This window comes from Paenibacillus sp. GCM10027627, assembly GCF_042675505.1.
Classification (GTDB): domain Bacteria; phylum Bacillota; class Bacilli; order Paenibacillales; family Paenibacillaceae; genus Pristimantibacillus.
In genome coordinates this window covers 1,249,283-1,275,907 of the sequence record NZ_JBHTHB010000001.1, presented here as the reverse complement: position 1 = coordinate 1,275,907, position 26,625 = coordinate 1,249,283, and the positions used below count along the sequence as shown (strand labels likewise).

The window sequence follows — 26,625 nt, the reverse complement described above, 5'->3', positions numbered from 1 at the left end:
AATAAGCGAAAAACAACTTGAAGAGCTGGAAGAGGTCAAGCAAACTGTTGGCTGACATGACTGCGAAGCGTTCTGCGCCGCCGCTGCCAATCAGCAGTACCCGCTTTCGGGGAATGTTCCGCTATGTAGAGGGGACTTCGTCGGCCGATTAAAGCATGACTGTATGTCAGTCGCGCTTAATGGGATGATCGTTTCCGACTACCTGCCAAAGGCGCAGCTGGAAATGCGGTCAAAATTCAACAATTCATGCAAAGGTAACGGTACAATCGACGGGTTATGCGCTTCACGTCTTCAGTGAATGACGGAGGCTGAAGAGATGCGGATTCTGGTGCAAAAATTCGGAGGAACTTCACTGTCAACCGAACATGCAAGAGAACGCGTGGTTCATCATATTGCCAGAGAGAAAGAAAGCGGATATGGGATAGTCGTTGTCGTCTCAGCGATGGGACGAAAAGGAGAGCCTTATGCAACGGATTCGTTGCTTGGGCTTGTGCGCGAAGCGGGTGGCACTTTGTCGCCGCGAGAGCTAGATATGTTGCTGGGCTGCGGAGAAATTATTTCCGCAGCCACTTTATGCAGCCTCCTTAACGGAAGGGGCATTGCTGCGGTAGCTTTTTCGGGCGGCGGAGCGGGGATTGTGACCGACGACCATTTTGGAGCGGCAAGAATTAAGTCGATCCGGACCGAGAGGATGCTCCGGCATTTGCAAGAAGGCTCGGTTGTGATCGTGACGGGCTTCCAAGGTTCAACGGCAGGAGGGGATGCCACCACGCTTGGCCGAGGCGGAAGCGATACGACAGCAACGGCGTTAGGCGCCGCCCTGCGTGCAGAAATTGTCGACATTTATACGGACGTAAATGGCGTATTGACGGCAGATCCGCGAATTGTGAGCGAAGCTAGACCTTTATCGTCCGTTACTTATTCGGAAATCGGTAATATGGCGCGCCAAGGCGCAAAAGTCATTCATCCGCGCGCCGTCGAAATTGCGCAGCAAGCCCGTATTCCCGTTCGCGTCCGTTCAACCTTCTCTGACGAGCCGGGCACGCTCGTTGCCGATTCCTCGATGCACGGCAAAGGAGAAGCGTCGCTTAGGGACAAACATGTGACGGGTATTGCGCATGCAGCGGGAATTACACAAATATCGGTTTGCGCCCCCGAAGGCCAATCCGATATGCAGTTGAAAGTGTTTCAAACGATGGCCAAACACCGCATTAGCGTTGATTTTATTAATGTGACGCCAAGCGGGGCCGTTTATACCGTTTTTGACTATGACGCGCGGCAAGCCGTCGAGCTTCTCAAAGAAGAGGGATTTCATCCTGCGGCCATTAACGGCTGCGCGAAAATATCCGTTATTGGGGGAGGCATGAATGGGGAGCCGGGCGTCATGGCGCGCATCGTTGAGGCTTTAACGGAGCAGGGCATTACCATCATGCAGTCAGCAGACTCCAATACAACGATTTGGGTGCTGGTTCAACAATCCGACATGGTTAACGCGCTAAGGGCGTTGCATGCGAAATTTGATCTTCATCGATAAGGAATTCGAAGAAATAATACTTGAACATTATACGAAACAGGTGCGCTTCACAAACCTTTGAGGAGGATATGGGATGGATTTCGGAAGATTGATAACTGCGATGGTGACCCCGTTTGATGAGGAAGGACAAATTGATTGGACAACGGCAGGCAAGCTGGTCGACTATTTAATAGATGTGCAAAAAAGCGACAGCTTGATTGTATCTGGTACGACAGGCGAATCTCCAACCTTAACGGAGGACGAAAAGCTTGAGTTGTTCCGTTTTGTCGTCAAACACGCAGCGGGACGCTGCAAAGTTATCGCGGGAACGGGCAGCAACAACACCGCTCATTCCATCCATCTGACTCAATCGGCCGAGGCATGCGGCGTCGACGGCATTTTGCTAGTGGCTCCCTATTACAATCGTCCGACGCAAGAAGGGCTTTACCAGCATTTTAAAGCCATTGCGGAGTCTACACCGCTCCCTATTATTATTTATAACGTAGAGGGTCGAACGGGCGTTAATATTTCCGTTGATACAACACTGAAGCTAGCCCAGCTTCCGAACATCGTCGCCACAAAAGACTGCGCCTCGACGGATCAACTGACTCAGATTGTGAGCGGCGCTCCAAAAGGCTTTATCGTGTACAGCGGCGATGATAGCGCTACGCTTCCGGCACTGTCTATCGGAGCTTATGGCATTATTAGCGTGGCGAGCCATATTGTTGGAGCGGAAATGAAAGAGATGATCGAGGCTTATTTGAACGGCAATGTGAAGGAAGCGGCCGCTCTTAACGGTAAGTTGTTTCCTTATTTTAAAGGACTGTTCTATTGCCCTCATCCCGTCCCTAATCCCGTCGCGGTCAAATATGCCCTCGGTCTTAAAGGTTTGCCTGTCGGAAGCGTCAGGCTGCCGCTTGTCGGCGTAACAGAAGCGGAAGCCGCATTTTTAAAGGAACTCATTCATTGATTTTAAAATAGACAATTTGTTGCTTGCAGCCGATGCGTACAGCATCGGTTTTCTTTTTTGGGGTAGCCTAATCGTAATAAGTTTAACGGGTTTGTTCGTATTACTTGTATTCCATCTTTTTCATCATGTATAATGGTCACAAGTGACTGGGTGCGGTAAATGGTTTTAATGTTGAAGTGGATCGTCAGAGCGGCATCTGACGTTTAACGAATAGTATAGATGATTAATTAAAAAATGGAACATTTGTTTGGTTATCCAACATTATGTAGGAGGTATAGATACACTTGTCTAAGAAGAACAACCAAGATAAGCTGCTTATTTTTGCACTGGGCGGAGTAGGCGAAATCGGTAAAAATATGTACGTCATTCAATACAACAACGACATTGTCGTTGTCGATTCGGGTCTTAAATTCCCGGAAGAGGACATGCTTGGAATCGATATCGTCATTCCGGACATTACTTATTTAACGGAGAACCGCGATAAGGTTCGCGGCATTCTCATTACCCACGGACACGAGGACCATATCGGCGGATTGCCATATGTGCTTAGACATTTGAACGTGCCGGTTTACGGTACTAAGCTGACTTTGGGCTTAATTGAAGGAAAGCTGAAAGAAGCGGGATTGCTAGGCGACACGAAACGCATTCTGATTACAGCCGAATCCGAAATTCAAATGGGCTCTATCCGTGCAAGCTTTTTCAAAACAAACCATAGTATTCCGGATTCCGTCGGCGTTTGTCTCGACACGCCAGAAGGTATTGTCGTTCATACAGGCGACTTCAAATTCGACCATACGCCGGTTAATGAGCAATTTGCAGACCTGCAGCGCATTGCTGAAATCGGAAGCCGCGGAGTTCTCGCTTTGCTGTCTGACAGTACAAATGCAGAGCGCCCTGGCTATACGCCTTCCGAGAGCAACGTAGGGGACGAGCTGGAAGACATTTTCCGCAAATCTTCGCAACGCGTTGTAGTTGCAACGTTTGCATCCAACGTTCATCGGATTCAACAAATCATCAACGCCTCGATCGCAACTCGCCGCAAAATTGCAGTCGTAGGCCGCAGCATGGTAAACGTAGTCGGAATCGCTTCCGAGCTAGGCTATTTGAACATTCCGGAAGGAATGCTTATCGAGCCTGAGGAAGTAAACAAGCTTGCTGCCGACCGCGTTGTTATACTTTGTACAGGCAGTCAAGGAGAGCCGATGTCGGCGCTTACACGCATGGCTCGCTCGACCCATCGCAAAGTAGACATATTGCCAGGGGATACGGTTATTATTGCCGCTACGCCGATTCCGGGCAACGAGCGTTATGTAGGTCGTACAGTTGACGAATTGTTCCGTCTGGGCGCAAACGTTATTTACGGACCAGGCTCCGTATCCGGCGTTCACGTATCCGGCCACGGCAGCCAAGAAGAGCTGAAGCTGATGCTCAACTTGATTAAGCCAAAATACTTTATACCGGTTCACGGTGAATATCGTATGCTCCGTCTTCATGCGAAATTGGGCGAAGCGATTGGCATGGAACGCGAAAATATTTTTGTGCTGGATAATGGCGATACTGTGGAGTTCCAAGGCGGCAGCGCTCGCAAAGGCTCCAAAGTACAAGCTGGCAACGTTCTTATTGACGGGCTAGGCGTTGGCGATGTAGGCAACATCGTGCTTCGTGACCGCAAGCTGCTATCCCAAGACGGCATTTTGGTCGTTGTTGTTACGCTTAGCAAACAAGACGGAGCCATTTTGTCCGGACCGGACATCATCTCCCGCGGTTTCGTATACGTACGCGAGTCGGAAGGGCTGCTCGATGAGGCAAACCGTATTGTCACTTCCACGCTCAACAAGCTAATGAATGACAAGGTCAATGAATGGGCATCGCTGAAAACAAATGTGAAAGATGCGCTTGGCCGTTTCCTATATGAACAAACCCGTCGTCGTCCAATGATTTTGCCGATCATCATGGAAGTATAATCGACATTAACCCATCACGAATACAAACCGTTTTCTCATCCCGCGAGGAGAGAGGAAACGGTTTTTTTATGTTTTCTAATGCAAAGGATTCCCTGCATAATTTTTATAGCCGCCCCCATACTATGACAAGCTATGCAGTGACTACCGCCCGCAAAGGAGAATGACGACATGACAGCATTCCGCACATACTTTGAAACGACTAATGAACAGCCAGAACCAAGCGGGGATGACAAAAAGAAAACAACTGGCGTCGTGGAAACGATCCAGCAGCTTGGCACGGCCGCAACCCCGACATCTACAGAGTCCAACATTTTTTGCATGACGATTATTGGGCAGGTGGAGGGGCATCTTATTCTTCCTCCGCAAAACAAAACGACCAAATACGAGCATATTATTCCGCAGCTTGTGGCGGCTGAGCAAAATCATAAGATTGAAGGCGTTCTTGTCGTATTGAATACGGTTGGGGGAGACGTGGAGGCGGGGCTTGCCATTGCGGAAATGATTTCTTCTCTGTCGAAACCGGCCGTAACGCTTGTGCTTGGTGGAGGGCATTCCATTGGCGTTCCGATTGCAGTGTCAGGGGACAAGTCGTTTATAGCCGCAACAGCCACTATGACGATTCACCCGATCCGAATGAACGGACTTGTTATTGGCGTGCCTCAAACTTTTGAGTACTTGGACAAAATGCAGGAGCGGGTTGTCCGCTTCGTTACTTCCCATTCTAATATTTCCGAACATGTTTTCAAGGAGCTAATGTTTAAGACAGGTGAATTGACTAGAGATATCGGAACTACCGTTATCGGGACGGATGCTGTAAAACACGGCTTAATTGATGCGGTAGGAGGGCTGGGCGAAGCTTTGAGGGAACTTAACGGCCTGATTGAGCTCCGCAGAGCTTCTCACGGGCAACCGGGAGGAATGACTCAATGACGCTGCATACGACAATGCCTCTGGAATTGGTTTTTCATGGCATGGACAAGGAACAGGAGCCTTTGCAAGAAATTTGGGCTGGAGGAGTACGTATGCAGATCGTACCGATTGCTCCCGGCATGGGCCGAATCGTAAGACTACTGGATTGTTCGCTCGACGATTATTTAAATCCAGAATTGACCCCAGGCAACGTCATCTGTTTCGGACGTCAATCTTAAGCACCAAGCGACAGTCTCCGTCATAGCCCCGTACCCATTATCTGTGCTATAATGGGAGACCAGAGGTGACGGAATTGGCTAAGAAAAAGAGACGAAAAAAATCATTTGGCGCTCAATTAAAATATGAAGTTTATGGCATTCTTCTCATTACCATTTCGGTTATTGCGCTTTCCGGCGAAGCGACGGTTGGACGGGCCCTATCGAAATTGTTCGGTCTTATGCTGGGCAAATTTTATTTTGTACTGGCGCTGGTCGGCGTTTACGTCGGCCTTACCGTCATGGTTAAGCGGGCATGGCCCAAGCAGTGGTCAAGCCGTAAGACTGGCCTGCTTATTTTAGTGCTCGGTTTTACGCTGAGCAGCTCCATTTCGGAAATAAACTTAAGATTTGCTGGTTTGGAAAGAGAAACGCTTTCAGGCGGCGTTATTTTAAGTTCGCTTGGAGGAGATTTGAAAGAGCAGCTCATTACGGTATCGCCCGAAAACGATGTTTCCATCCGAGACAAAACGATTAGCGGAGGCTATATCGGGGCTATTCAATATTCCATGTTGTTTATGCTGTTTGGCTATTATGGCGCTTTAATTATAAACATGGTCATGTATGCCATTTCCATTATGCTGATCACAGGAAAATCTTACGTGGAGCTTGCGGGAGTGCTGAAAGCTCGCGTAGGACGTTTACTGAAATTAATGATGGCCAAACGCAGCGCTATGCAAAAGAAAAAGGCCGCTATGGCAGCCATGGCAGCGACTCAGTCGAAGCAAGAGGACGATGACGAAACGATCGATGACGACGCCTCGTATCAACCGCCTCCGCCCAAAAAGCGAAAATCGCTATTCTTTTCTTGGAAGCAAGAGCAAGCGGAAGAAAAGGAGAGGGAAGAGCAGGACGAATGGCAGCTTCAACAGTCTGATCCCGGTGAAGAGCATGATGTGAAGCCAGCTTGGCAGACGGAGCAGGATGATTGGGAGCCTGCTGGCGAACCCGAAAAATCTTACACCGCTGGCGATAGAGCGCAGGATCGTGACGAACAGCCTCCATGGGAGCGGGACAACACAATTCAGTCAATAAATGTAAATGTACATAACGATGACTCAGACAAAGCGGAATTCAAGGACGAACAATATGAGCGGCAAGATGAACATCAAATACATAACGAATTTCCCGATGTCATCCATGAATCACGATATGACAATAACGATCTCATTCATGACGAAGCCGAACCTAGCGATCTTCCGTCCTATCATGAAGCGGAGGAACAGCCATATTCGGAAACCGTCTCTTTGACGGAAGAAGAAGCATTGCCAGCTGCACCGCAAACTGAACAAGATGCGGCCCAGAAGGCGCCTTCAGTCCAAAGCAGCGATTCGAGAGCTAGCGCGGTCAAGCCTTATCGGCTTCCGCCGTTTACATTGCTTCATAAGCCTAGCGGGATGTCTAAAGGGTCGGATGCTTCCGATATGTACGACTCAAAAAGAAAGCTCGAAGCTACGCTCGAAAGTTTCGGCGTACGAGCGAAGGTGCTTGATGTCGTTCGTGGTCCTGCCGTTACAAGGTACGAAGTTCAGCCTGCCACAGGCGTAAAGGTAAGCCGAATTGTTGGACTCACCGATGATATTGCGCTTGCGCTAGCTGCAAAAGATGTACGGATGGAGGCTCCGATTCCGGGCAAATCCGCCATAGGCATCGAGGTGCCGAATATGGAAGTCTCAGTCGTGACGATGAGGGAGGTTATGGAAACGCCTGCCTTCCATAACTCTTCCGCCAAATTGTCCATTGCGTTTGGCAGAGATATTTCGGGACAAACGATTGTCGGCAATTTGGCCCGGATGCCGCATTTGCTCGTAGCGGGTGCGACCGGATCCGGCAAGTCAGTCTGTATAAACGGTATTATTACAAGCATCTTGTATAAGGCGAAGCCGGATGAAGTCAAGTTTTTGATGATTGACCCGAAGATGGTTGAACTAAATGTGTATAATGGCATTCCACATTTGCTTGCTCCTGTCGTCACTGATCCGCGCCGCGCATCGCTTGCGCTCAAGAAGATTGTGGTCGAGATGGAAAAGCGGTACGAGCTGTTTTCCAAATCTTCAACCCGTAATATTGAGGGTTACAATACGCTCATGGCCGACAACCCGTCAGCTGTGCTTCCGTATATTGTTGTTATTGTAGACGAGCTTGCGGATTTAATGATGGTGGCGGCGGGGGATGTCGAGGATTCCATTGCGCGTCTTGCGCAAATGGCGCGTGCTGCCGGCATTCATCTTATTATAGCGACTCAACGGCCTTCGGTTGACGTCATTACAGGTGTTATTAAAGCTAATATCCCTTCGCGGATTGCGTTTGGCGTTTCTTCGCAAGTCGATTCTAGAACGATTCTCGACATGGCTGGAGCGGAGAAGCTTTTGGGCCGCGGCGACATGCTGTTTCTTCCTGTTGGCATGTCTAAGCCTATTCGTGTTCAAGGCGCATTTTTATCCGATGGAGAGGTGGAGGCGCTTGTAGCCTTCTCACGCGATCAAGCGGAGGCGGAATACAAAGAGGATCTCGTCCCTGAACTGGAAGAGGAAGGCGAAGGCGGCGATATGATGCTCGATGAGCTGTTTGATCAAGCGGTTCAAATCGTGGTGGAGGCTAAGCAGGCGTCCGTTTCGCTGCTCCAAAGAAGGATGAGGATCGGTTATACGCGAGCTGCCCGAATGATTGACCAATTGGAGGCTAAAGGCGTCATCGGCCCATATGAAGGCAGCAAGCCTAGAGAAGTGATCATGACGCTCGAACAATTGCAGGCTGGGCGCATCAGTTCTTAACCGTTTGCCCACGGCAATTTTGTGCATAGAAGATGGACATCTTTCTCATACTAGAGTTAGGTAACGCTACCTATAGCGAACTAACTTGCAAGAGAAAGGCAGATCCCTACATGAGAAATCGTTTGATAGCGCTGACCTTAGTTTTGGTTTTGCTCGTTGTCGGTACATTTTCCTTGACAAAAGGACATTACGGTCATACTGAGGCCGTATTTAGCAACGCAACACTCAAAGTAGGCTCCTCGGGCCAAGATGTAAACGAGCTCCAAGGCAGGCTTACTCACCTCGGCTACTACAATGGCAAAATTGACGGCGTCTTCGGTTCCAAAACCAAAGGCTCGGTTACATGGTTTCAATGGAAGTTTGGCTTGAAATCAGATGGCATTGTAGGAGCGGACACGAAGAAAAAGCTGGTAGCTGCCACTAAAGGGTGGAAGCCTGGCGCAAGCGGCGGCGGAGCTGGGCAAGCTCCTTCGGGCGGCAATCAAGGCGCAGGAGCGGGCAAAGGAAACAGTTTGGGCAAGTCTAATCGGCTTGGGCTGACGGAAAACGATATTCAAATTATGGCTAACGCCGTATATGGCGAAGCACGCGGCGAACCTTACGAAGGACAGGTTGCAGTGGCAGCTGTTATTTTGAATCGGGTCAAATCGCAAAGCTTTCCGAATACGGTATACGGGGTCATTTTTCAGCCTAGAGCGTTTACCGCAGTAGCGGACGGACAAATTTATTTGACGCCGAACGCAAAAGCGAGAGAAGCGGTAGAGGATGCCATTAATGGCTGGGACCCAAGCGGAGGCTGCTTGTATTATTTTAATCCCGTTACAGCCACATCCGCTTGGATATGGACAAGAACGCAAATCAAAACGATCGGAAAGCATATTTTCTGCATCTGACGTACACCAAAGTAAACCTGTAAAGAGAGGAAGCAGCCGCATGCGCGCAAGGGCGCAGCCGTGGTTGCTTCTTCCATTTCCAATAGGTTAAAATGGTAAAAAAGCATCCATGAAGGGAGCAAACCGCGTGACTTTTTTCCAGCGAGGGCAGCTTGAGCGCATTCGATTGCATGTGCTGCCGACGAATCGATTTAAGACATTTGCGATATCTTTGTTTGCTGGAGTTCCTCTGAATGAAGAGACGGTAACGCCGAATGCTCTCATTCCTTTTGTGTTGCGCAGAGGGACGGCAACTACGCCTGAAACAATCGAGTTTCGGGAAAAGCTCGACGATATGTACGGCGCCGGATTCGGATTTGATGTTTACAAAAGAGGGGATGCGCAAATCATCCAGTTCAGAATGGATGTCATCAACGACCGATTTGTATCTTCAGAACAGTCGTTGCTGAAAGCTTCGCTTCAGTTTTTGGGCGATGCGCTGACGAATCCTTGCAAAGAAAACGATGCGTTCCGCACCAAATATGTGACCGCTGAGAAAATAACGCTGCGCAAGCGGCTAGAAGCTATCGTCAACGACAAAATCAGATATGCCGCAGAAAGATGTATGGAGGAAATGTGCGAAGGAGAGCCATACCGGCTTCATCCACTCGGCAGATTAGAAGACATCGAGAGCATTACACCGGAATCCTTGTACAGCCGATATGAGGATTGGCTTGGTGGAGCGGCTCTCGATTTATATGTAGTGGGAGACACCTCACTGGAGGAAGTAACAGCGCTTGTTACGGAGGCATTCAAGCTAAAAGCGGGAGCTCCCGCGGATTATTCGCGCCCAAATGTCAAACATCAAGTCGAGAAAGTCAAATATGTCGTAGACGAAATGGATGTCAGCCAAGGCAAGCTGAATATGGGGCTCCGGACAGGTGTTGGCTACGACGACCCTCTATATCCGGCTGCTTTAATGTACAACGGCATTTTGGGAGGATATCCGCATTCCAAGCTGTTTATCAATGTTCGGGAAAAGGAAAGCCTCGCTTATTACGCGGCGTCAAGGCTTGATGGACACAAAGGCATTTGCACCGTTCAATCCGGCATTGAATTTGCAAATTACGATAAAGCGGTCGCTATCATTAAGGAACAATTGGAGAGCATGGCAAGCGGACAGCTGTCGGAATTGGAAATTAGCCAGACCAAAGCGATGATCGCCGGCCATTTGCGAGAGCTGCAGGATTCCGCTTATGAGATGATCGCGTACGACTTTAATGGCGTATTGACCGGCAACAAACGGACGTCTGCCGAGCTGATGGAGCAGGTGTTGTCCGTAACGCCGGACGATATCGTCCAAGTGGCTAAACAAGTGCAACTGGACACAGTGTATTTCCTGCGCGATCGGAAGGAGGCTTAATCGATGGAAACGTTAAACTATCCTCATATTCAGGAGACGTTGTATCGGGAAGTTTTGGCTAATGGACTGGAAGTCATTGTGCTCCCTAAAGAAGGCTTCCAAAAAACGTATGCCACGTTTTCGACGAAATACGGTTCCGTGGATAATGTCTTCTCCGTAGGCGAAGGTGAACCGGCACGCGTTCCGGATGGCATTGCACATTTTTTGGAGCACAAAATGTTCGAAGAGCCAGAAGGCGATATTTTTGCCGTATTCGCTTCTCAAGGCGCTTCAGCTAACGCCTATACTACATTTGACCGTACCGTTTACCTGTTTTCCGCAACTGAGCAAATCAAGGAAAATTTAGGTACGCTGATCGATTTTGTGCAAAGGCCCTATTTTACGGATGGGAACGTAGAAAAGGAAAAAGGAATTATTGAGCAAGAGATTAATATGTATCGAGACAATGCGGATTGGCGCGTTTACTTTGGCCTTATCGACGCCCTATACCATAAGCATCCCGTTCATATCGACATAGCGGGCACGGTTGAATCGATTCGCCAAATCGACAAAGAAACGCTTTACCGCTGCTACGAGACGTTTTACCATCCGTCCAATATGCTTCTGTTTGTGGTGGGCGGCGTGGATACAAAAGAAATATTTGAGCTTGTAAAAGCGAATCAAAACGCCAAAAGCTTCCAGCCGCAAGGCGAAATCAAACGCTTCTTCGACGAGGAGCCCCTACAAGTAAAAACTCCGCGTAAAGTGGCGCAATTGCCGGTTTCCTTGCCGAAATGTATGATTGGCTTCAAAGAAAAGCAAGTGGGTCTGGAAGGCGAGTCTTTGCTCCGAAACGAAGTGACGACAAAGCTGATGCTTGAGACGCTTATTGGCTCAAGCTCCGCATTGTATCAATCGTTGTACGATCAAAACTTGATTTCCGATTCTTTCGGCCACGAATATAATTCGAGCCGCGACTACGGTTTTTCTGTTATAGGCGGAGATACTCCTGACCCTGATGCATTGATTGAAGGGCTGCGGGTGGGCATCGAGGAAAAAAAGAAATCCGGAATCGATCCATCGGCATTCGAGCGTTCCAAAAGAAAAAAAATCGGCAGTTATTTGCGTATGCTGAACTCCCCCGAATCCATTGCGGGCGAATTTACCCGTTACCGGTTCCGCGACAGCGATTTGTTCGATGTGCTTGCCCTATACGAAAACTGCACGCTTGAAGAGGTTAACGACCGTTTGCGCGAGCATTTCGATTTTGGCCAATTGGCCGTCTCCATCGTGGAGCAAGCGGCAAAGAAATGAAAACGCTGAAGGAAACGACTGTATTGATTACCGGGGGGAGCCGCGGCATCGGCGCAGGCATTGCGAAACGATTTGCCGCGGAAGGGGTCAATATTGTCCTTCATTATTTGGAATCGCATGAACGTGCAAACGAAACGGCGAGAATGTGCATGGCGCTTGGCGCCAATGTGATGACCATTTCTGCCGACCTGCGCTCGAAGGAGCAATTGCTTCGGATGAGGGATAAGCTTGACAGCCATAACATTAAACCGGACATACTCGTCAATAACGGCGGCATTTCGCATTACGGAATGTTGTCGGATGTATCGGAGCAGGAATGGGACGATGTGATGGCTGTTAATTTAAAGGGGATGTTTCTCAGTTCTCAAATTTTTATACCGCATATGATTTCGCAAAAATATGGCCGCATTATCAATGTTTCATCCGTTTGGGGGATATCTGGGGCCGCTTGCGAAGTTCTTTATTCCACCACCAAAGGCGGCATGAACGCATTTACGAAGGCGCTGGCTAAAGAGCTGGCGCCGTCCGGCGTAACCGTCAATGCGGTCGCTCCGGGTGTTGTCGACACGCCTATGATGGACGGATTCAACTCCGAGGAGAAAGCGGCTTTGGAGCAGGAAATACCGGTCGGCCGATTCGGCTCCGCCGATGAAATCGCATCGCTTGTTTATTTTTTGGCATTGCCGGAATCATCTTATATTACAGGTCAAATTATTAGCCCGAACGGGGGCTGGCATACTTAGGAGCCGGCAGAAGCTTGCATCCGTCCGTATAAACTTGTCTCTCCATGTGCAAAATAACGACTGTTGATGATTCTTTTCCACACTACACTAGGAGGCGAAGAGGCATGTCAACTGTCCTTTCAAACTTCACGACATGGAAACATTTTTTGGCGGAGCGCGTATCGCAAGCAAAAGAAATCGGGATGTCTGAAGACACCATTTCTAAACTGGCGTTCGAGATCGGATCTTTCCTCGATGAAAAAGTCGATCCCAAAAATGAAGAGCAGCGTGTTTTGAAGGAATTGTGGGATGTAGGCGACGAATCGGAGAGACAAACTGTGGCAAAACTGATGGTTAGGCTCGCCGAAAAATCGTAGCACTCATAAGTAACAGAAAAGCCTCCTAAGGGGAGGCTTTTCTGCAATGTTTCGCATCGTTGCAGGATTGTGACGAAAATTGTAGAATAGATGATTATGGTATACATAACTTGATTTTTGTTATTATTCTATTTATCATACAAGTTTAGGACGGTGACAGCCTTGGAAACAAAGCAGTGGTACATGGAATACAAAATACATAAGAACCGCCCTGGTCTGCTTGGTGATATTGCTTCTCTGCTTGGTATGCTGGAAGTTAACATCATGACCATTAACGGTGTGGAAGACCGCACTCGCGGCATGCTTTTGCAAACAAACGACGATGAAAAAATCGAGCTGCTCGGCAAAATGCTGCAAAAGGTGGACAACATAACGGTTAACAAGCTGCGCACTCCAACGATCGTGGATATTTTGGCCGTGCGGCATGGACGATATATTGAAAGGGATTCCGACGATCGGAAAACATTCCGTTTTGTAAGGGATGAACTAGGTATTTTGGTCGATTTTCTTGGCGAGGTGTTTAAACGCGACGGTAATCAGGTTATTGGACTAAGAGGAATGCCGAGAGTAGGAAAGACGGAATCCATTATCGCAGGAAGCGTATGCTCCAATAAGCGGTGGACGTTCGTTTCTTCTACTTTGCTTCGTCAAACGGTTCGCAGCCAGTTGAGCGAGGAAGAAATGCAGCCTAACAATATTTATATTATTGACGGGATTGTCAGCACCATTCGTTCCAATGAAAAGCATTATTCGCTGCTGCAGGAAATTATGGCGATGCCATCCACTAAAGTAATCGAGCATCCCGACATTTTCGTGAAGGAATCTCATTATGACTATAGTCATTTCGATATTATTATCGAGCTTCGAAATACGCCGGATGAAGAAATCTCCTACGAATCGTTTACAGCCAACTATACTGACGACTTTTAGAGGAAAGGAGCCCATTCGATGTCTGATTTAGGCGCATTGCTTCGAAAGGCAAGAGAGGAACGCGGTTTATCGCTTGATGAAATACAAGAACTGACCAAAATTAGAAAGCGCTACTTGGAAGCTTTGGAAACGGGTGATCATAGCATTTTGCCCGGCACCTTCTATGTTCGAGCTTTCGTTAAAAACTATTCCGAGGCGGTCGGCCTTGAGCCGGAAGAAGTGCTGCGCCTTTACCAGCATGAGGTTCCGGCCGCTCCGGTATTGGAGCAATCCGCAGAAGCTATTCCCGTCAGGAAACCGAGAAAGGTCAGATCCAGCACTTCCGACCGGTTCGGAAAAATCGGGTTTAGCTTGCTGATGTGGTGTTTTCTCATTTTAATCGTCGTTCTCGTATGGTATTATGCTTTTAGCAAGGATTCGGAAACAACCAAAAAAACCGACGAAACGCCAATTACCGAAAATACGCAGCTTCCGGAGCCAACAAGCGGAGGTTCTACAAGCACGCCTTCTGCATCTGTACCGCCTACGCCAACTCCGTCGACACAAGCGCCTGCTACAGTTACGTTCAGCAGCAAAGTGGGCAAAGCGGATAAATACGATATTGGTCCCCCTGGCGGTGTACATAAGATTGATCTGAAAGTAAGCGGCGGCCGCAACTGGGTTGAAGTGAGAGCCGGCAGCGCTTCTGGGGAAAAGCTTTTTTATACGACCGCTGAAGACGGGGCAATTCAAAGCTACGAGCTTACAACGGAGCCGATTTATATTAACGTAGGCCGTGCCGACTTGGTTGAAGTTTCGGTAGATGGCGTTATCGTTCCGGACGGCGACCGCGCAACTTCCAAAAAGCTGCTGCTTAATCCGCTGCAAGCGGAGGGCGGAGCGGTATCGCCTACACCGACACCTACGCCGGGAACGGAAAATAATGGTGCGGGAGAATCCATTACAAGCGAATAACGATATTTGAAAGCAAGGAGTGTAAGCCATGAGTTCGGAAAGTTTTTTTGATATTGTCTCCAAAGTGGATATGCAGGAATTAGCCAATGCCATTACACAAGCGGAGCGGGAAATCGAAACTCGTTTTGATTTTAAAGGAAGCAAAAGCAGCATTGCGCTGGAGAAAGACGAGCTCGTAGTCGGCTCGGATGACGATTACAAGCTGAAAAGCGTAATTGACATTTTGCAAACCAAAATGATTAAACGCGGTGTCCCGATTAAAAACTTGGATTACGGCAAAGTTGAGGGCGCTTCCGGCGGAACCGTCAAGCAGCGCATCAAGCTGAGACAAGGAATTGAGCAGGACGTCTCCAAAAAAATCAATATTCTGATTCGCGATTCCAAGCTGAAGGTGAAAAGCCAAATTCAGGGTGATCAGATCCGCGTAACAGGAAAAAGCCGCGACGATTTGCAAGCGGTCATCGCTTTGCTTAGAGGTGCGGATTTGCCTGTGGATCTCCAGTTCACCAACTATCGTTAGGTTTCATGGCGAGACCGAAGTGAATTTGGTGCGTCTTAGCGAGTTTGTATTTTTAAAAGAAATAAAGTTTGATTTGATCGGCAAGGAAATTGAAAGTGTAAGTGGAGCGATATGACGGACGCAGCGATATCTACGTGGGCAGATCCATGTATGATGCCCCTGAAATTGATGGTGAAATGTTTATCTCCAATTGTCGTGCTGAAATCGGCTCCATTCAGAAGATGCGTGTAACGCACGCATACGAGTTCGATCTGTCTGGGGAGGGAATTAAGTGAATTTAGCGAATCGAATAACGCTGGCAAGAATCTTCTTAGTACCCGTCATCATGTTTTTCCTGCTTATCAAGCTGGATCTTGGCTCTTTGAGGTTCGCCGATTTTGAGATTACTTACAATCAAATTGTAGCAGCGATCATTTTTATTATCGCGGCAAGCACCGATGGCCTCGACGGTTATATCGCGCGCAAAAACAAAATCGTCACGAATCTTGGAAAGCTGCTCGATCCGCTCGCGGATAAGCTGCTCGTAGCCGCTGTTCTTATTTCTTTGGTCGAAATGGGCAAGCTGAACGCGCTTATCGCGATCATTATTATTAGCCGCGAATTTGCGGTTACCGGACTGAGACAAATTGCCTTGCTGGAAGGGTCCGTTATGGCCGCGAGCGCTTGGGGAAAATGGAAAACGGCGATTCAGATTACAATGATTATCGCGCTGCTTCTCAATAACTTCCCGTTTGTTTTAATCGACGTGCCATTTGACCTGATCGCAAGCTGGGTAGCGGCAGCGATTACCGTTTATTCCGGCATTGATTATTTTGTGAAAAATAAACATCTAATACCTGTAGAATAAACAAAGAGCACTCCTCCGTATGCGGAAGAGTGCTTTTGCCTATCGTAAGAGGATACCCCAAAGGAGGCCGTCATTAGGATGAAAGCGGAAATCATTGCAGTAGGCACGGAATTGCTGCTGGGTCAGATCGTCAATACAAATGCGCAGGCTATATCGGAAAAACTGGCGGAGCTCGGAATTGATGTTTATTTTCAAACGGTAGTCGGCGACAATGCGGCTCGGCTGTTAAACGCAATAGAAGTTGGCAGAAGCCGTGCCGATTTGCTGGTGTTTACGGGAGGACTTGGACCTACACAGGACGATTTGACCAAAGATGTGCTCGCAAGTTATTTGAATCGCAAGCTTGAAATTCATGGACCTTCCATGGAAGCGATTGAAACGTTGTTTTCGTCCAGAGGGATAGAGATGGTGGAGAGCAACAAGCGCCAGGCGAATCTCATTGAAGGCAGCTTGCCGCTTATGAACGAAACGGGACTTGCGGTTGGCAACGCGCTTGCAGCGGATGGCACATATTATATGCTGCTGCCTGGGCCGCCAAAAGAAATGAAGCCGATGCTCGGTGGCCCCGGTCAAGCATGGCTGAGAGAAATTATGGGCGAGGAGCGGCCGCTGTTTTCCCGTTTGCTGAAGTTTGTGGGCATCGGCGAGTCGACTTTGGAGGCGAAGCTGATCGATTTGATTGAAGCGCAGTCCGATCCTACCATTGCGCCCTATGCCAAGGAAGGCGAAGTATCGATTCGAGTCTCGACAAAGGCTAAATCGGCAGAGGAGGCGGGCTCCCGTATTGACGCTACCGTAGCGGATATAAAGCAGCGGGTCGGCGCTCATTTGTATGCCCAGGAGGACGTTCCGATCGAGGTGGCTATCGTTAAGCTGCTTAGAAGCTCAAGACGGCGCATGGCCAGCGCAGAAAGCTGTAGCGGGGGGCTGTTCGCGGAGCTGATTACAAACGTGCCGGGCAGCAGCGGCGAATTTGCCGGAGGAGTCGTCACTTATACCAATGTTATGAAAAACAAGCTGCTTGGCATTCCGATGTCGCAACTGGAGGGCGAGGACGCTCCTGGAGCCATTAGCGAGTCGACCGCGGCTCTTATGGCGGAAAATGTGCGGCAGCTGGCAGACGCTGACTTCGGCGTATCGCTGACGGGTGTTGCAGGTCCGGCTGAATCGGAGGGCAAGCCGGTAGGTCTTGTTTATTTTGCAATTGCGGAGCGGGGAAGAGGGACGGTTGTCCATACGACTCATCTAAGCGGGGGGCGTTCCATGATCCGGCTGCGAGCTGTCAAAGCCGCCATGTTCCGTCTGTGGCAAGCTTTGAAGGACGAATAGTCGTCGCAAAAAATTCGGTGTTCGCTGTTGTCAAATGTCGAAGGGGCGGCTATAATAGGATTAACTATCGGAAGAACCGTGGCGAAGATTACTTTGCTGCGGTTTTTTTATGTCTATATGCCTAAGGAGTGATGTTAGTAAAAAATACGAATGTGTGTTCGAAAAAAAGGTTGGCAACCTGCAAAAAATGAGGTATCATACTAATAGATTAATATTAATCGTGAAGGATGTGGGTAAGTTGGCGGATCGTCGCGCAGCTTTAGATAATGCTCTTCGTCAAATCGAAAAGCAGTTTGGTAAAGGCTCCATTATGAAATTGGGTGAATCGACACATATGCAAGTAGAGACCGTGCCAAGCGGCTCGCTTGCCCTAGATATTGCACTTGGCATTGGCGGATTGCCGCGCGGCCGTGTTATTGAAGTGTACGGACCGGAATCTTCCGGTAAAACGACTGTCGCTCTCCACGCCATTGCGGAAGTTCAGCGTATCGGCGGACAAGCCGCTTTTATTGATGCCGAGCATGCGCTTGATCCTCTCTATGCAAGCAAGCTTGGCGTCAATATCGACGAGTTGCTTCTGTCGCAGCCGGATACGGGCGAGCAGGCGCTTGAAATTGCAGAGGCGCTTGTGCGCAGCGGAGCAGTCGATATTATCGTTATAGACTCTGTAGCGGCGCTAGTGCCTAAGGCAGAGATCGAAGGCGATATGGGTGACTCTCACGTAGGTCTTCAGGCGCGTTTGATGTCTCAAGCTCTTCGTAAGCTATCGGGAGCCATTGCAAAATCGAAGACGATCGCGATCTTCATTAACCAATTGCGCGAGAAAGTTGGCGTGATGTTCGGCAACCCGGAGACGACTCCAGGCGGACGGGCTCTTAAATTCTACTCCAGCGTTAGGCTTGATGTGCGCCGTATTGAGACGCTGAAGCAAGGAAACGATATGGTCGGCAACCGTACGAGAATCAAGGTTGTTAAAAACAAAGTGGCGCCTCCTTTCAAACAAGCGGAAATCGATATTATGTACGGCGAAGGAATTTCCAAAGAGGGCAGCTTGATTGATATCGGCGTTGAAATGGACATTATCCAAAAGAGCGGCGCTTGGTTTTCCTATAATGGCGAGCGTCTTGGACAAGGCCGGGAAAATGCGAAGCAATATTTGAAAGACCATGTTCAAATGTCCGGCGAAATTGAAAAGCTAATCCGTGATGCAAGCAACCTGTCGGCTACGGCCTCTCCGGCCAACTTCTCCAAGGATGACGAAGACGAGGATGAATTTGAAGATCAAGATTAATAGATGGCTTCGCCGCTCTCTTTGAGAGCGGCGAAGCTGTTTTTGCAGGAAGGAATGGCGGGATTGAAGGATGAAGAGCTGGAAGCCTATGGCGAGGGATGGACGATTGAGGCTGTGCGCCGCGATAAAAAGGAGAAGCGTACTTATTTAATTTTTGCCGATTTGGAGGCAGAGTTGCCGCAGATAGCCGTACATGAGGATATTATGATCCGCTTTCGCTTAATGAAGGGGCAATTCGTAACCATTCGGCAAGCTGAAGAAATCCGCATGGAGAACAGCCGGTACTTGGCCTATGCACAGGCTGTGGCGTATTTAGGGGCGAAGCCAAGAACGAGCAAGGCGATCGCGCAATATTTGGCGAGAAAAGAGTTTGAGGAAGAAAGTATTCAATATGCGGTACAGCGTTTAGAAAGCGAACAACTTGTGGATGATGAACAATATGCGCGCCAGTTCGCGGCAAGCCGGATGCAAAGCGGCTTAAAAGGCAGGCTTATGATTAAGCAGGAGCTGCAGCAAAGAGGAGTGCCCAAAGGGATAGCCGCTGAGGCTCTATCCGGGCTGGATCGCGGGAGCGAGCTTCAAGCCGCCATAAAGCTCGCCGAAAAAAAATGTCGCTCCGTAAAAGGCGAAGCCAAACAAAAAAGAATGAAACTAATGGCGTTTTTGCTCAGGAGAGGCTTTCCTGGCGATATCGTCAGAGAGGCGATAAAAGGATTGGACTTACGTTCAGCTGAGCAGAGCGATGAGGAAGATGATGGCGTTTTGCTTGACAACTGATTTTATGTAAAGCTAAAATGAGGTTGTATTCCTTTCTATTTGAATCAGGTTTTCTTCCAAAAGTTGATTCAAAGCGTTTTTTTTCGTCAAAATGGTACACGATGAAACGGTATGGAAACCGGTTAAAAAACCTAATATCATCCCAAGCAATAGCCTTGGTGTATGCAGCAAGGAGGTGAACAAGATGGGAGATGTAAACATCTGGATCTTGATTCTGGTTAGCATCCTTGTTGGCGTAATTTTCTTTGGGATTGGTTATGCTTATCGAAAGTCGATTGCTGAAGCCAAAATTTCTAGCGCTGAGCAAGCCGCTGCTCAAATCGTAGAAAATGCGAAGAAGGAAGCGGAAGCGCAAAAGAAAGAAACGGTGCTTGAGGCAAAGGACGAAGTCCACAAACTACGTGCAGAAGCTGAAAAGGACATCCGCGAGCGGCGCAATGAAGTGCAACGTCTAGAGAGACGCCTGCTACAGAAAGAAGAGTCGCTGGATAAAAAATTAGAGGCGCTAGAACGCAAAGAAGAAACGGTAGCCAACAAGGAGAAAAGAATCGAAGAAACGCAAGAGCAGATTGACTCCATTTACAAGCAGCAGCTTAGCGAGTTGGAACGTATTTCAAGCTTGACGATGGAGGATGCCAAATCCATTATTTTGACCAATGTCGAGCAGGAAGTACGTCACGAAACCGCGCAAATGATCAAAGAGATCGAGCAGCAGGCGAAGGAAGAAGCCGACAAAAAAGCGCGAGACATTATATCGTTAGCGATTCAGCGTTGCGCAGCCGATCATGTGGCCGAGACGACGGTATCCGTTGTAACGTTGCCTAATGAAGAAATGAAAGGCCGTATCATTGGACGCGAAGGCCGTAATATCCGTGCTTTGGAAACATTGACTGGTATCGATCTCATTATCGACGATACACCGGAAGCGGTCATATTGTCTGGCTTTGACCCGATTCGCCGTGAAATTGCCCGAACTTCCTTGGAGAAATTGGTGGCAGACGGTCGTATCCACCCTGCGCGGATTGAAGAAATGGTTGAAAAGTCCCGCAAAGAGATCGACGAGCGCGTTCGCGAATATGGCGAGCAAGCGACGTTTGAGGTTGGCGTTCATGGCTTGCATCCGGATTTGATCAAAATACTTGGACGACTGAAATATCGGACAAGCTATGGTCAAAACGTGCTGAAGCATTCCATGGAAGTGGCGTATTTGACCGGCCTTATGGCTGCAGAGCTAGGGGAAGACATTACTCTGGCGAAGCGAGCGGGATTGCTGCATGATATCGGCAAAGCGCTTGACCACGAGGTGGAAGGCTCTCACGTAGAAATTGGCGTAGAACTCGCCAAAAAATACAAAGAGCATCCGGTCGTTATTAACAGTATCGCTTCTCATCACGGCGATACGGAAGCGACATCCGTTATCGCGATGCTCGTAGGAGCGGCAGACGCTTTGTCGGCTGCGCGTCCGGGAGCTCGCCGGGAAACTCTGGAAACGTATATCAAACGTCTGGAGAAGCTGGAGGCCATTACAGAATCGTTCGACGGCGTCGAGAAGTCGTACGCGATTCAAGCGGGCCGCGAGGTGCGCGTTATGGTTCAACCGGAGAAGATCGACGATACGGAAGCATTCCGTCTTGCTCGCGACATAACGAAAAAAATCGAGAGCGAACTCGATTATCCGGGACATATTAAAGTTACGGTTATTCGTGAAACGAGAGCAGTGGAATACGCAAAATAATAAGATACGCAATTTGGAGAAGTGGCTGCATGTCAGCCACTTTTCTTCATTAATGCGTAAACAAATATAGGCATCAAAAGGATGGGTAACACATGAACGTATTGTTTATCGGCGATATCGTCGGCAATGTGGGGAGAAGCGCGCTAAAACAGGTGTTGCCTTCCCTCAAAGAAAAATATAACCCGCACATTATTCTTGTAAATGGAGAAAATGCGGCTGCGGGAAGAGGCATTACAAAAACGATCGCAAGAGAGTTTTTCGAGTGGGGAGTCCACGGCATTACGATGGGCAACCACACTTGGGACAACAAAGATATTTTTGAGTGGATCGACGATGAGCCGCGGATCGTAAGGCCGGCCAACTTTTCAGATGAAGCGCCAGGCAAAGGCATGGCTTTTATTAAAGCGAACGGCAAAGAGCTGGCTATTATTAATTTGCAAGGCAGAGCTTTCCTGCCGCCAATCGATTGCCCGTTCCGCACGGCGGATGCTTTGATCGAAGAAGCTCGCGATCGGACCAAAGCGATTTTGGTCGATTTTCATGCCGAGGCCACTTCCGAAAAAATCGCGATGGGCTGGTATTTGGATGGAAGAGCTTCAATTGTACTTGGCACTCACACCCATGTTCAAACTAATGATGATACGATTTTGCCGGAAGGTACCGCTTATTTGACGGATGTCGGGATGGTTGGCTCCAAAGAAGGCGTACTTGGCATGGAGCGCGGCGCTGTGCTTCACCGCTTTTTGACGCAATTGCCGGCGCGGTTTGTCGTGGATGAAGGCAAATGGCATCTGCATGGCTTGTTTGCTCAAATCGACGATTCGACGGGCAAAGCGACGAAATTAACAAAAATTAAATTGACCGAAGAAGAATGGCTGCTCATGTAGCGCCGTTTTTTGCCGATAAAAATCAGATAATTCAGAACTGTTAGGAAAGTTGACTTTAGAAAAGCAGGAATCTTTCTCCTTCTCTCGAATAGTATTTTAGAAGTGGAATCCATCCAACATTCCAGGGGAGGTACTTTTTATGGACGTATTAAAGGTATCAGCCAAGTCCAATCCAAATTCCGTTGCAGGCGCGTTGGCGGGAGTTTTACGGGAACGCGGCGGAGCCGAATTGCAAGCCATTGGCGCCGGTGCGCTCAATCAGGCCATTAAAGCAGTAGCGATTGCTCGTGGTTTTGTCGCTCCAAGCGGCGTGGATCTCATTTGTATTCCCGCATTTACGGACATCGTCATTGACGGAGAAGATCGCACAGCCATTAAACTAATCGTCGAACCCCGTTAATGGGACGGCACACGATATCAAGCTGACATCTTTGGCCTGTTTACCCCGTAGACAGGTTTTTTGCTTTGAGAGAACTGGGAAGGAGGCTTCCGTTTGAGGGTTATTGATTTTCATTGCGATGCGTTATATAAAATGTTGAATGACGGAAATTTGGCTTTTGAAAATGGCAGACCGGGCGTGCTCGATGTCACGTATGAGCGGCTGAGAGGATCGGATGCGCTGCTGCAAGTGTTTGCGGTATTTATTTCGAGTGATCGCCCCGACCACGGAACGATTCACCCCATTTTGGAAAGCGTGGATCTGCTGTACGAAAAAGTGCTGGCATGTCCGGACATGCGGCTCATCTTAACGGTTTCCGACTTGGAGGAATGTATTCAAGACGGTAAAACGGGAGCCTTATTGTCGCTCGAAGGAATTGATGGGCTAAGAGGCAGCTTGTCAGCGCTGCGCAATTTGTACAGACTAGGCGTCCGGGCTGCCGGCTTTACATGGAATCATGCCAATTGGGCGGCTGACGGAGTGATGGAGCCGCGAGGCGGCGGCCTCACTGCTCTAGGAAAAATTTTTGTGCGAGAATGCAATGAACTGGGCATTGTGGTTGACGTGTCCCATTTATCGGAGAGAGCGTTTTGGGATATGGCGGCTTTATCGAGCAAACCGATTATCGCCTCCCATTCCAATGCAAGATCGGTTTGCGATCATCCCCGCAATTTGACGGATTTGCAAATTAGGGCGATCGTGGAAGGGAAGGGGAGAATCGGTATTACATATGTTCCCGCTTTTGTCCATTCCAGCGGTAACGCCGCAATTTCCAATCTGATTGCTCATATCGAGCACATTTGCGAACTTGGGGGGGAGCGTCATCTGATGCTTGGCTCCGACTTTGACGGGATTGACAAACATGTGCAAGGTTTGACTCATCCCGGACAAGTATATGCGCTTATCGAAGAGCTTCTGAAAAGGTATTCGCAGGAACAGACGGAAGCTTTTGTATACGGAAATGCGTTATCTTTTTTGAGAGGACAACTCCCTTTGCACTAGCAAAAAGGTTCATCTCTCTTCGATATGATAACCATCTAAACAAACTATCATTTCATCTAAGCGTTTACATCTTGCAAATCGGCAGACTCAATCATAAAATTGTTGTGACTATTAACAATTCTATTATATAATGCACTGAGTGTCGAAAATCATGCACCTTCATGATGCAGAGGAGATGGGCGTTTTGATAAGTCAATTGTCTTGGAAAATTGGCGGACAACAAGGCGAAGGCGTTGAGAGTACCGACCGCATTTTTTCAACCGCGCTTAACCGGCTAGGTTATTATTTATATGGTTATCGTCATTTCTCGTCGCGAATTAAGGGCGGGCATACGAACAATAAAATTCGGATCAGCACGGAGCCGATTCGTGCCATATCCGACGATTTGGATATTTTGGTTGCATTCGATCAAGAAAGCATTGACCTCAATGCGCATGAGCTGCGCCCAGGCGGCGTTGTGGTGGCGGATGCGAAGTTTAATCCCGTTATTCCAGAGGGCATCGATGCTAAATTGTTCCCCGTTCCAATTACGAAAATAGCGGAGGATCTCGGCACGTCCCTTATGAAAAACATGGTTGCCTCCGGCGCGTCTTGGGGGCTGCTTGGTCTGCCTTTGGAAGTATTCAACAAGGCGGTGGAAGAGGAGTTCGGCCGCAAAGGCGCAGCGATCGTGGAGAAAAACATTGAAGCGGTCAAACGCGGCTCGGATTATGTGCTTGAGCTGGCAGGCGGCCCGCTTGACGATTTCAAGCTGAACGAAGCGGATGGCAAGCAGAAGCTGTTTATGATCGGCAACGAGGCGATCGGGCTAGGCAGTCTTGCAGCGGGATGCAGACTCATGTCGGCGTATCCCATTACACCGGCTTCGGAAATTATGGAATACTTGATCAAAAAGCTGCCTAAGTTCGGCGGTACCGTCGTTCAGACGGAAGACGAAATTGCAGCGGTGACGATGGCCATTGGCGCCAACTACGCGGGTGTTCGAACGATGACAGCATCGGCGGGACCTGGCCTCTCTCTAATGATGGAGGCGATTGGCCTTGCCGGCATGACGGAAACTCCGCTTGTTATCGTCAATACGCAGCGCGGCGGCCCTTCTACAGGCTTGCCGACCAAGCAGGAGCAGTCCGACCTGAACGCAATGGTATACGGCACGCATGGAGAAATACCGAAAGTCGTTATTGCTCCCGCGTCCATTGAAGATTGCTTCTACGATATGATTGAGGCGTTTAACCTGTCCGAGCAATTTCAAGTGCCCGTTATCGTTATGACGGATTTGCAATTGTCGCTAGGCAAACAGTCTTGCGAACCGCTTGATTTGCAAAAGATATCGATTGACCGCGGCAAACTTGTGAAGGATGTCCCAGCGCTTGAAGGTCATGAACTGTTTAAGCGTTATGAATTAACAGAAGACGGCGTTTCTCCAAGGGTACTGCCCGGGGAAAAAGGCGGCTTGCATCACGTGACGGGCGTTGAGCATGATGAAGTAGGACGTCCTTCCGAAAACTCCGGCAACCGCAAGCGGATGATGGATAAGCGTCTTCACAAACTGGATGCTTTGAACATAAGAGATGCTATCCGGGTAGACGCTCCGCATGCATCGCCTGATTTGCTTATCGTCGGCATGGGTTCGACAGGCGGCACAATCGATGCGGCAAGAGCTATACTTCAAGAAAGCGGCATCACATCTAATCATGTTACGGTGCGCCAAATTCATCCTTTCCCGACGGACGCGCTGACTCCTTATTTGGAAAAGGCAAAAAAGGTAGTCGTTATCGAAAATAACGCAACCGCGCAGCTTGCTGGACAAATCAAAATGAATGCAGGTTATGCTGACAAAATCAAGAGCCTGCTTAAATATGACGGCAACCCATTCCTTCCGCTTGAAGTATACAAAGCTTGTAAGGAGTTGAGCTAAAAGATGGCAACGTTTAAAGAGTTTCGCAACAATGTAAAGCCAAACTGGTGTCCCGGCTGCGGCGACTTTTCCATTCAAGCGGCCATTCAGCGGGCTGCGGCCAATGTTGGTCTAGAACCGGAGCAACTGGCGGTCATTTCCGGCATCGGCTGTTCCGGCCGAATTTCGGGTTACATTAACGCATATGGCCTGCACGGCATTCATGGCCGCGCGCTGCCGATTGCGCAAGGCGTCAAGCTTGCCAACCGTGAGCTGACCGTTATCGCTTCCGGCGGCGACGGCGACGGCTTTGCGATCGGAATGGGGCATACCGTTCATGCGATCCGCCGAAATCTTAACATTACGTATATCGTAATGGACAATCAAATATACGGTCTGACCAAAGGCCAAACCTCGCCGCGCAGCGCCGAAGGCTTCAAAACGAAGTCTACGCCTGAGGGATCGATTGAGTCGACTTTGTCCCCTCTTGAAATCGCGATGTCGGCAGGGGCAACCTTTGTCGCCCAATCGTTCTCCAGTGATTTGAAGCAATTAACGAGCTTGATCGAGCAAGGCATTCGCCATGAAGGCTTTTCATTAATCAACGTGTTCAGCCCATGCGTCACCTTCAACAAAATCAACACGTATGACTGGTTCAAAGAAAATATCGTCAATTTGGAGCAATTTCCGGATTATGATCCGGCAAACCGCGTAACCGCCATTAATAAAATTATGGAAACAAACGGTTTGCTCACTGGTCTAATTTACCAAAATACGGAGCGCAAGTCGTATGAGGACTTAATTAGCGGATTTAAGCCGGAAGGATTGGCTCAGCAAGATTTGGAATTGACCGAAGAACAGTTCAGCCAGCTTGTAGCAGAATTTAAATAAATGCTATGATAAGAGCATACGGCATAATATGCCG

24 protein-coding genes and 1 pseudogene are annotated in these 26,625 nt (G+C 48.8%); all 25 read left to right on the top strand.

What is annotated here, in order from left to right; translation table 11 throughout:
* Positions 1 to 316 precede the first annotated feature (316 nt).
* Positions 317 to 1,534 carry an aspartate kinase gene (dapG, locus tag ACFQZE_RS05895; RefSeq protein ID WP_379354620.1) on the top strand — a complete coding sequence of 406 codons (1,218 nt, stop codon included), beginning with the start codon at positions 317 to 319 and terminating at the stop codon, positions 1,532 to 1,534.
* A gap of 73 nt (positions 1,535 to 1,607) precedes the next feature.
* On the top strand, positions 1,608 to 2,483 hold the full coding sequence (gene dapA, locus ACFQZE_RS05890; RefSeq protein WP_379354618.1) for a 4-hydroxy-tetrahydrodipicolinate synthase: 876 nt from the start codon (positions 1,608 to 1,610) through the stop codon (positions 2,481 to 2,483).
* A 284-nt stretch (positions 2,484 to 2,767) separates the two neighbouring features.
* Entirely contained in the window at positions 2,768 to 4,447 is a 1,680-nt protein-coding gene (locus ACFQZE_RS05885) for a ribonuclease J (protein WP_379354616.1), read from the top strand.
* Positions 4,448 to 4,615: 168 nt separating this feature from the next.
* A complete protein-coding gene (locus ACFQZE_RS05880; RefSeq protein ID WP_379354614.1) occupies positions 4,616 to 5,377 on the top strand; it encodes a ClpP family protease in 762 nt (253 codons plus the stop codon).
* A complete protein-coding gene (locus tag ACFQZE_RS05875) occupies positions 5,374 to 5,595 on the top strand; it encodes a YlzJ-like family protein (protein WP_379354612.1) in 222 nt (73 codons plus the stop codon). The genes ACFQZE_RS05880 and ACFQZE_RS05875 overlap by 4 nt, the downstream gene beginning before the upstream one ends.
* Positions 5,596 to 5,669: 74 nt before the next feature.
* Entirely contained in the window at positions 5,670 to 8,405 is a 2,736-nt protein-coding gene (locus ACFQZE_RS05870) for an FtsK/SpoIIIE family DNA translocase (protein WP_379355528.1), read from the top strand.
* Between the two features lie 110 nt (positions 8,406 to 8,515).
* On the top strand, positions 8,516 to 9,298 hold the full coding sequence (gene sleB, locus ACFQZE_RS05865; protein ID WP_379354610.1) for a spore cortex-lytic enzyme: 783 nt from the start codon (positions 8,516 to 8,518) through the stop codon (positions 9,296 to 9,298).
* Positions 9,299 to 9,407: 109 nt separating this feature from the next.
* Positions 9,408 to 10,700 (top strand): EF-P 5-aminopentanol modification-associated protein YfmF, encoded by a 1,293-nt coding sequence (gene yfmF, locus ACFQZE_RS05860; RefSeq protein WP_379354608.1) that lies wholly within the window; start codon positions 9,408 to 9,410, stop codon positions 10,698 to 10,700.
* 3 nt (positions 10,701 to 10,703) lie between these two features.
* Positions 10,704 to 11,993, top strand: a complete 1,290-nt coding sequence (gene yfmH, locus ACFQZE_RS05855; RefSeq protein ID WP_379354606.1) for an EF-P 5-aminopentanol modification-associated protein YfmH — start codon at positions 10,704 to 10,706, stop codon at positions 11,991 to 11,993.
* Complete coding sequence (ymfI, locus tag ACFQZE_RS05850; protein WP_379354604.1) at positions 11,990 to 12,736, top strand: elongation factor P 5-aminopentanone reductase; 747 nt, start codon at positions 11,990 to 11,992, stop codon at positions 12,734 to 12,736. The genes yfmH and ymfI overlap by 4 nt, the downstream gene beginning before the upstream one ends.
* Positions 12,737 to 12,840: 104 nt before the next feature.
* Positions 12,841 to 13,092, top strand: coding sequence for a DUF3243 domain-containing protein (locus tag ACFQZE_RS05845; RefSeq protein WP_379354602.1), 252 nt, complete (start codon positions 12,841 to 12,843; stop codon positions 13,090 to 13,092).
* Positions 13,093 to 13,254: 162 nt separating this feature from the next.
* Entirely contained in the window at positions 13,255 to 14,022 is a 768-nt protein-coding gene (locus ACFQZE_RS05840) for a DUF3388 domain-containing protein (RefSeq protein WP_379354600.1), read from the top strand.
* An 18-nt stretch (positions 14,023 to 14,040) separates the two neighbouring features.
* Positions 14,041 to 14,976 (top strand): helix-turn-helix domain-containing protein, encoded by a 936-nt coding sequence (locus ACFQZE_RS05835; protein ID WP_379354598.1) that lies wholly within the window; start codon positions 14,041 to 14,043, stop codon positions 14,974 to 14,976.
* Between the two features lie 28 nt (positions 14,977 to 15,004).
* Positions 15,005 to 15,496, top strand: coding sequence for a YajQ family cyclic di-GMP-binding protein (locus ACFQZE_RS05830; protein WP_379354596.1), 492 nt, complete (start codon positions 15,005 to 15,007; stop codon positions 15,494 to 15,496).
* A gap of 101 nt (positions 15,497 to 15,597) precedes the next feature.
* Positions 15,598 to 15,771, top strand: a pseudogene (locus ACFQZE_RS05825) (30S ribosomal protein S12 methylthiotransferase RimO); the annotation flags it as partial.
* Positions 15,768 to 16,343, top strand: a complete 576-nt coding sequence (pgsA, locus tag ACFQZE_RS05820; protein WP_379354594.1) for a CDP-diacylglycerol--glycerol-3-phosphate 3-phosphatidyltransferase — start codon at positions 15,768 to 15,770, stop codon at positions 16,341 to 16,343. The pseudogene ACFQZE_RS05825 and the gene pgsA, both read left to right, overlap by 4 nt.
* Before the next feature lie 78 nt (positions 16,344 to 16,421).
* Positions 16,422 to 17,672: a competence/damage-inducible protein A gene (locus ACFQZE_RS05815; RefSeq protein WP_379354592.1), complete on the top strand. Its 1,251-nt coding sequence runs from the start codon at positions 16,422 to 16,424 to the stop codon at positions 17,670 to 17,672.
* Between the two features lie 238 nt (positions 17,673 to 17,910).
* A complete protein-coding gene (gene recA, locus ACFQZE_RS05810) occupies positions 17,911 to 18,963 on the top strand; it encodes a recombinase RecA (protein WP_379354590.1) in 1,053 nt (350 codons plus the stop codon).
* 3 nt (positions 18,964 to 18,966) lie between these two features.
* Positions 18,967 to 19,740: a regulatory protein RecX gene (locus tag ACFQZE_RS05805; protein WP_379354588.1), complete on the top strand. Its 774-nt coding sequence runs from the start codon at positions 18,967 to 18,969 to the stop codon at positions 19,738 to 19,740.
* A 184-nt stretch (positions 19,741 to 19,924) separates the two neighbouring features.
* Entirely contained in the window at positions 19,925 to 21,475 is a 1,551-nt protein-coding gene (rny, locus tag ACFQZE_RS05800) for a ribonuclease Y (RefSeq protein ID WP_379354586.1), read from the top strand.
* Positions 21,476 to 21,567: 92 nt separating this feature from the next.
* Positions 21,568 to 22,362 (top strand): TIGR00282 family metallophosphoesterase, encoded by a 795-nt coding sequence (locus ACFQZE_RS05795; protein WP_379354584.1) that lies wholly within the window; start codon positions 21,568 to 21,570, stop codon positions 22,360 to 22,362.
* Between the two features lie 139 nt (positions 22,363 to 22,501).
* Positions 22,502 to 22,762, top strand: coding sequence for a stage V sporulation protein S (locus ACFQZE_RS05790; protein WP_006036664.1), 261 nt, complete (start codon positions 22,502 to 22,504; stop codon positions 22,760 to 22,762).
* Positions 22,763 to 22,855: 93 nt separating this feature from the next.
* Positions 22,856 to 23,803 (top strand): dipeptidase, encoded by a 948-nt coding sequence (locus ACFQZE_RS05785; RefSeq protein WP_379354582.1) that lies wholly within the window; start codon positions 22,856 to 22,858, stop codon positions 23,801 to 23,803.
* Positions 23,804 to 23,987: 184 nt separating this feature from the next.
* Positions 23,988 to 25,721 (top strand): 2-oxoacid:acceptor oxidoreductase subunit alpha, encoded by a 1,734-nt coding sequence (locus ACFQZE_RS05780; protein WP_379354580.1) that lies wholly within the window; start codon positions 23,988 to 23,990, stop codon positions 25,719 to 25,721.
* 3 nt (positions 25,722 to 25,724) lie between these two features.
* On the top strand, positions 25,725 to 26,591 hold the full coding sequence (locus ACFQZE_RS05775) for a 2-oxoacid:ferredoxin oxidoreductase subunit beta (RefSeq protein ID WP_379354578.1): 867 nt from the start codon (positions 25,725 to 25,727) through the stop codon (positions 26,589 to 26,591).
* The last annotated feature ends 34 nt before the right edge of the window (positions 26,592 to 26,625 follow it).

Bases quoted from the DNA above. Each gene is read 5' to 3' on its own strand.
- dapG (WP_379354620.1), top strand. From the start codon at position 317: ATGCGGATTCTGGTGCAAAAATTCGGAGGAACTTCACTGTCAACCGAA.
- dapA (WP_379354618.1), top strand. From the start codon at position 1,608: ATGGATTTCGGAAGATTGATAACTGCGATGGTGACCCCGTTTGATGAG.
- ACFQZE_RS05880 (WP_379354614.1), top strand. From the start codon at position 4,616: ATGACAGCATTCCGCACATACTTTGAAACGACTAATGAACAGCCAGAA.
- ACFQZE_RS05875 (WP_379354612.1), top strand. From the start codon at position 5,374: ATGACGCTGCATACGACAATGCCTCTGGAATTGGTTTTTCATGGCATG.
- sleB (WP_379354610.1), top strand. From the start codon at position 8,516: ATGAGAAATCGTTTGATAGCGCTGACCTTAGTTTTGGTTTTGCTCGTT.
- yfmF (WP_379354608.1), top strand. From the start codon at position 9,408: ATGAAGGGAGCAAACCGCGTGACTTTTTTCCAGCGAGGGCAGCTTGAG.
- yfmH (WP_379354606.1), top strand. From the start codon at position 10,704: ATGGAAACGTTAAACTATCCTCATATTCAGGAGACGTTGTATCGGGAA.
- ymfI (WP_379354604.1), top strand. From the start codon at position 11,990: ATGAAAACGCTGAAGGAAACGACTGTATTGATTACCGGGGGGAGCCGC.
- ACFQZE_RS05845 (WP_379354602.1), top strand. From the start codon at position 12,841: ATGTCAACTGTCCTTTCAAACTTCACGACATGGAAACATTTTTTGGCG.
- ACFQZE_RS05835 (WP_379354598.1), top strand. From the start codon at position 14,041: ATGTCTGATTTAGGCGCATTGCTTCGAAAGGCAAGAGAGGAACGCGGT.
- ACFQZE_RS05830 (WP_379354596.1), top strand. From the start codon at position 15,005: ATGAGTTCGGAAAGTTTTTTTGATATTGTCTCCAAAGTGGATATGCAG.
- ACFQZE_RS05815 (WP_379354592.1), top strand. From the start codon at position 16,422: ATGAAAGCGGAAATCATTGCAGTAGGCACGGAATTGCTGCTGGGTCAG.
- ACFQZE_RS05805 (WP_379354588.1), top strand. From the start codon at position 18,967: ATGGCTTCGCCGCTCTCTTTGAGAGCGGCGAAGCTGTTTTTGCAGGAA.
- rny (WP_379354586.1), top strand. From the start codon at position 19,925: ATGGGAGATGTAAACATCTGGATCTTGATTCTGGTTAGCATCCTTGTT.
- ACFQZE_RS05795 (WP_379354584.1), top strand. From the start codon at position 21,568: ATGAACGTATTGTTTATCGGCGATATCGTCGGCAATGTGGGGAGAAGC.
- ACFQZE_RS05790 (WP_006036664.1), top strand. From the start codon at position 22,502: ATGGACGTATTAAAGGTATCAGCCAAGTCCAATCCAAATTCCGTTGCA.
- ACFQZE_RS05775 (WP_379354578.1), top strand. From the start codon at position 25,725: ATGGCAACGTTTAAAGAGTTTCGCAACAATGTAAAGCCAAACTGGTGT.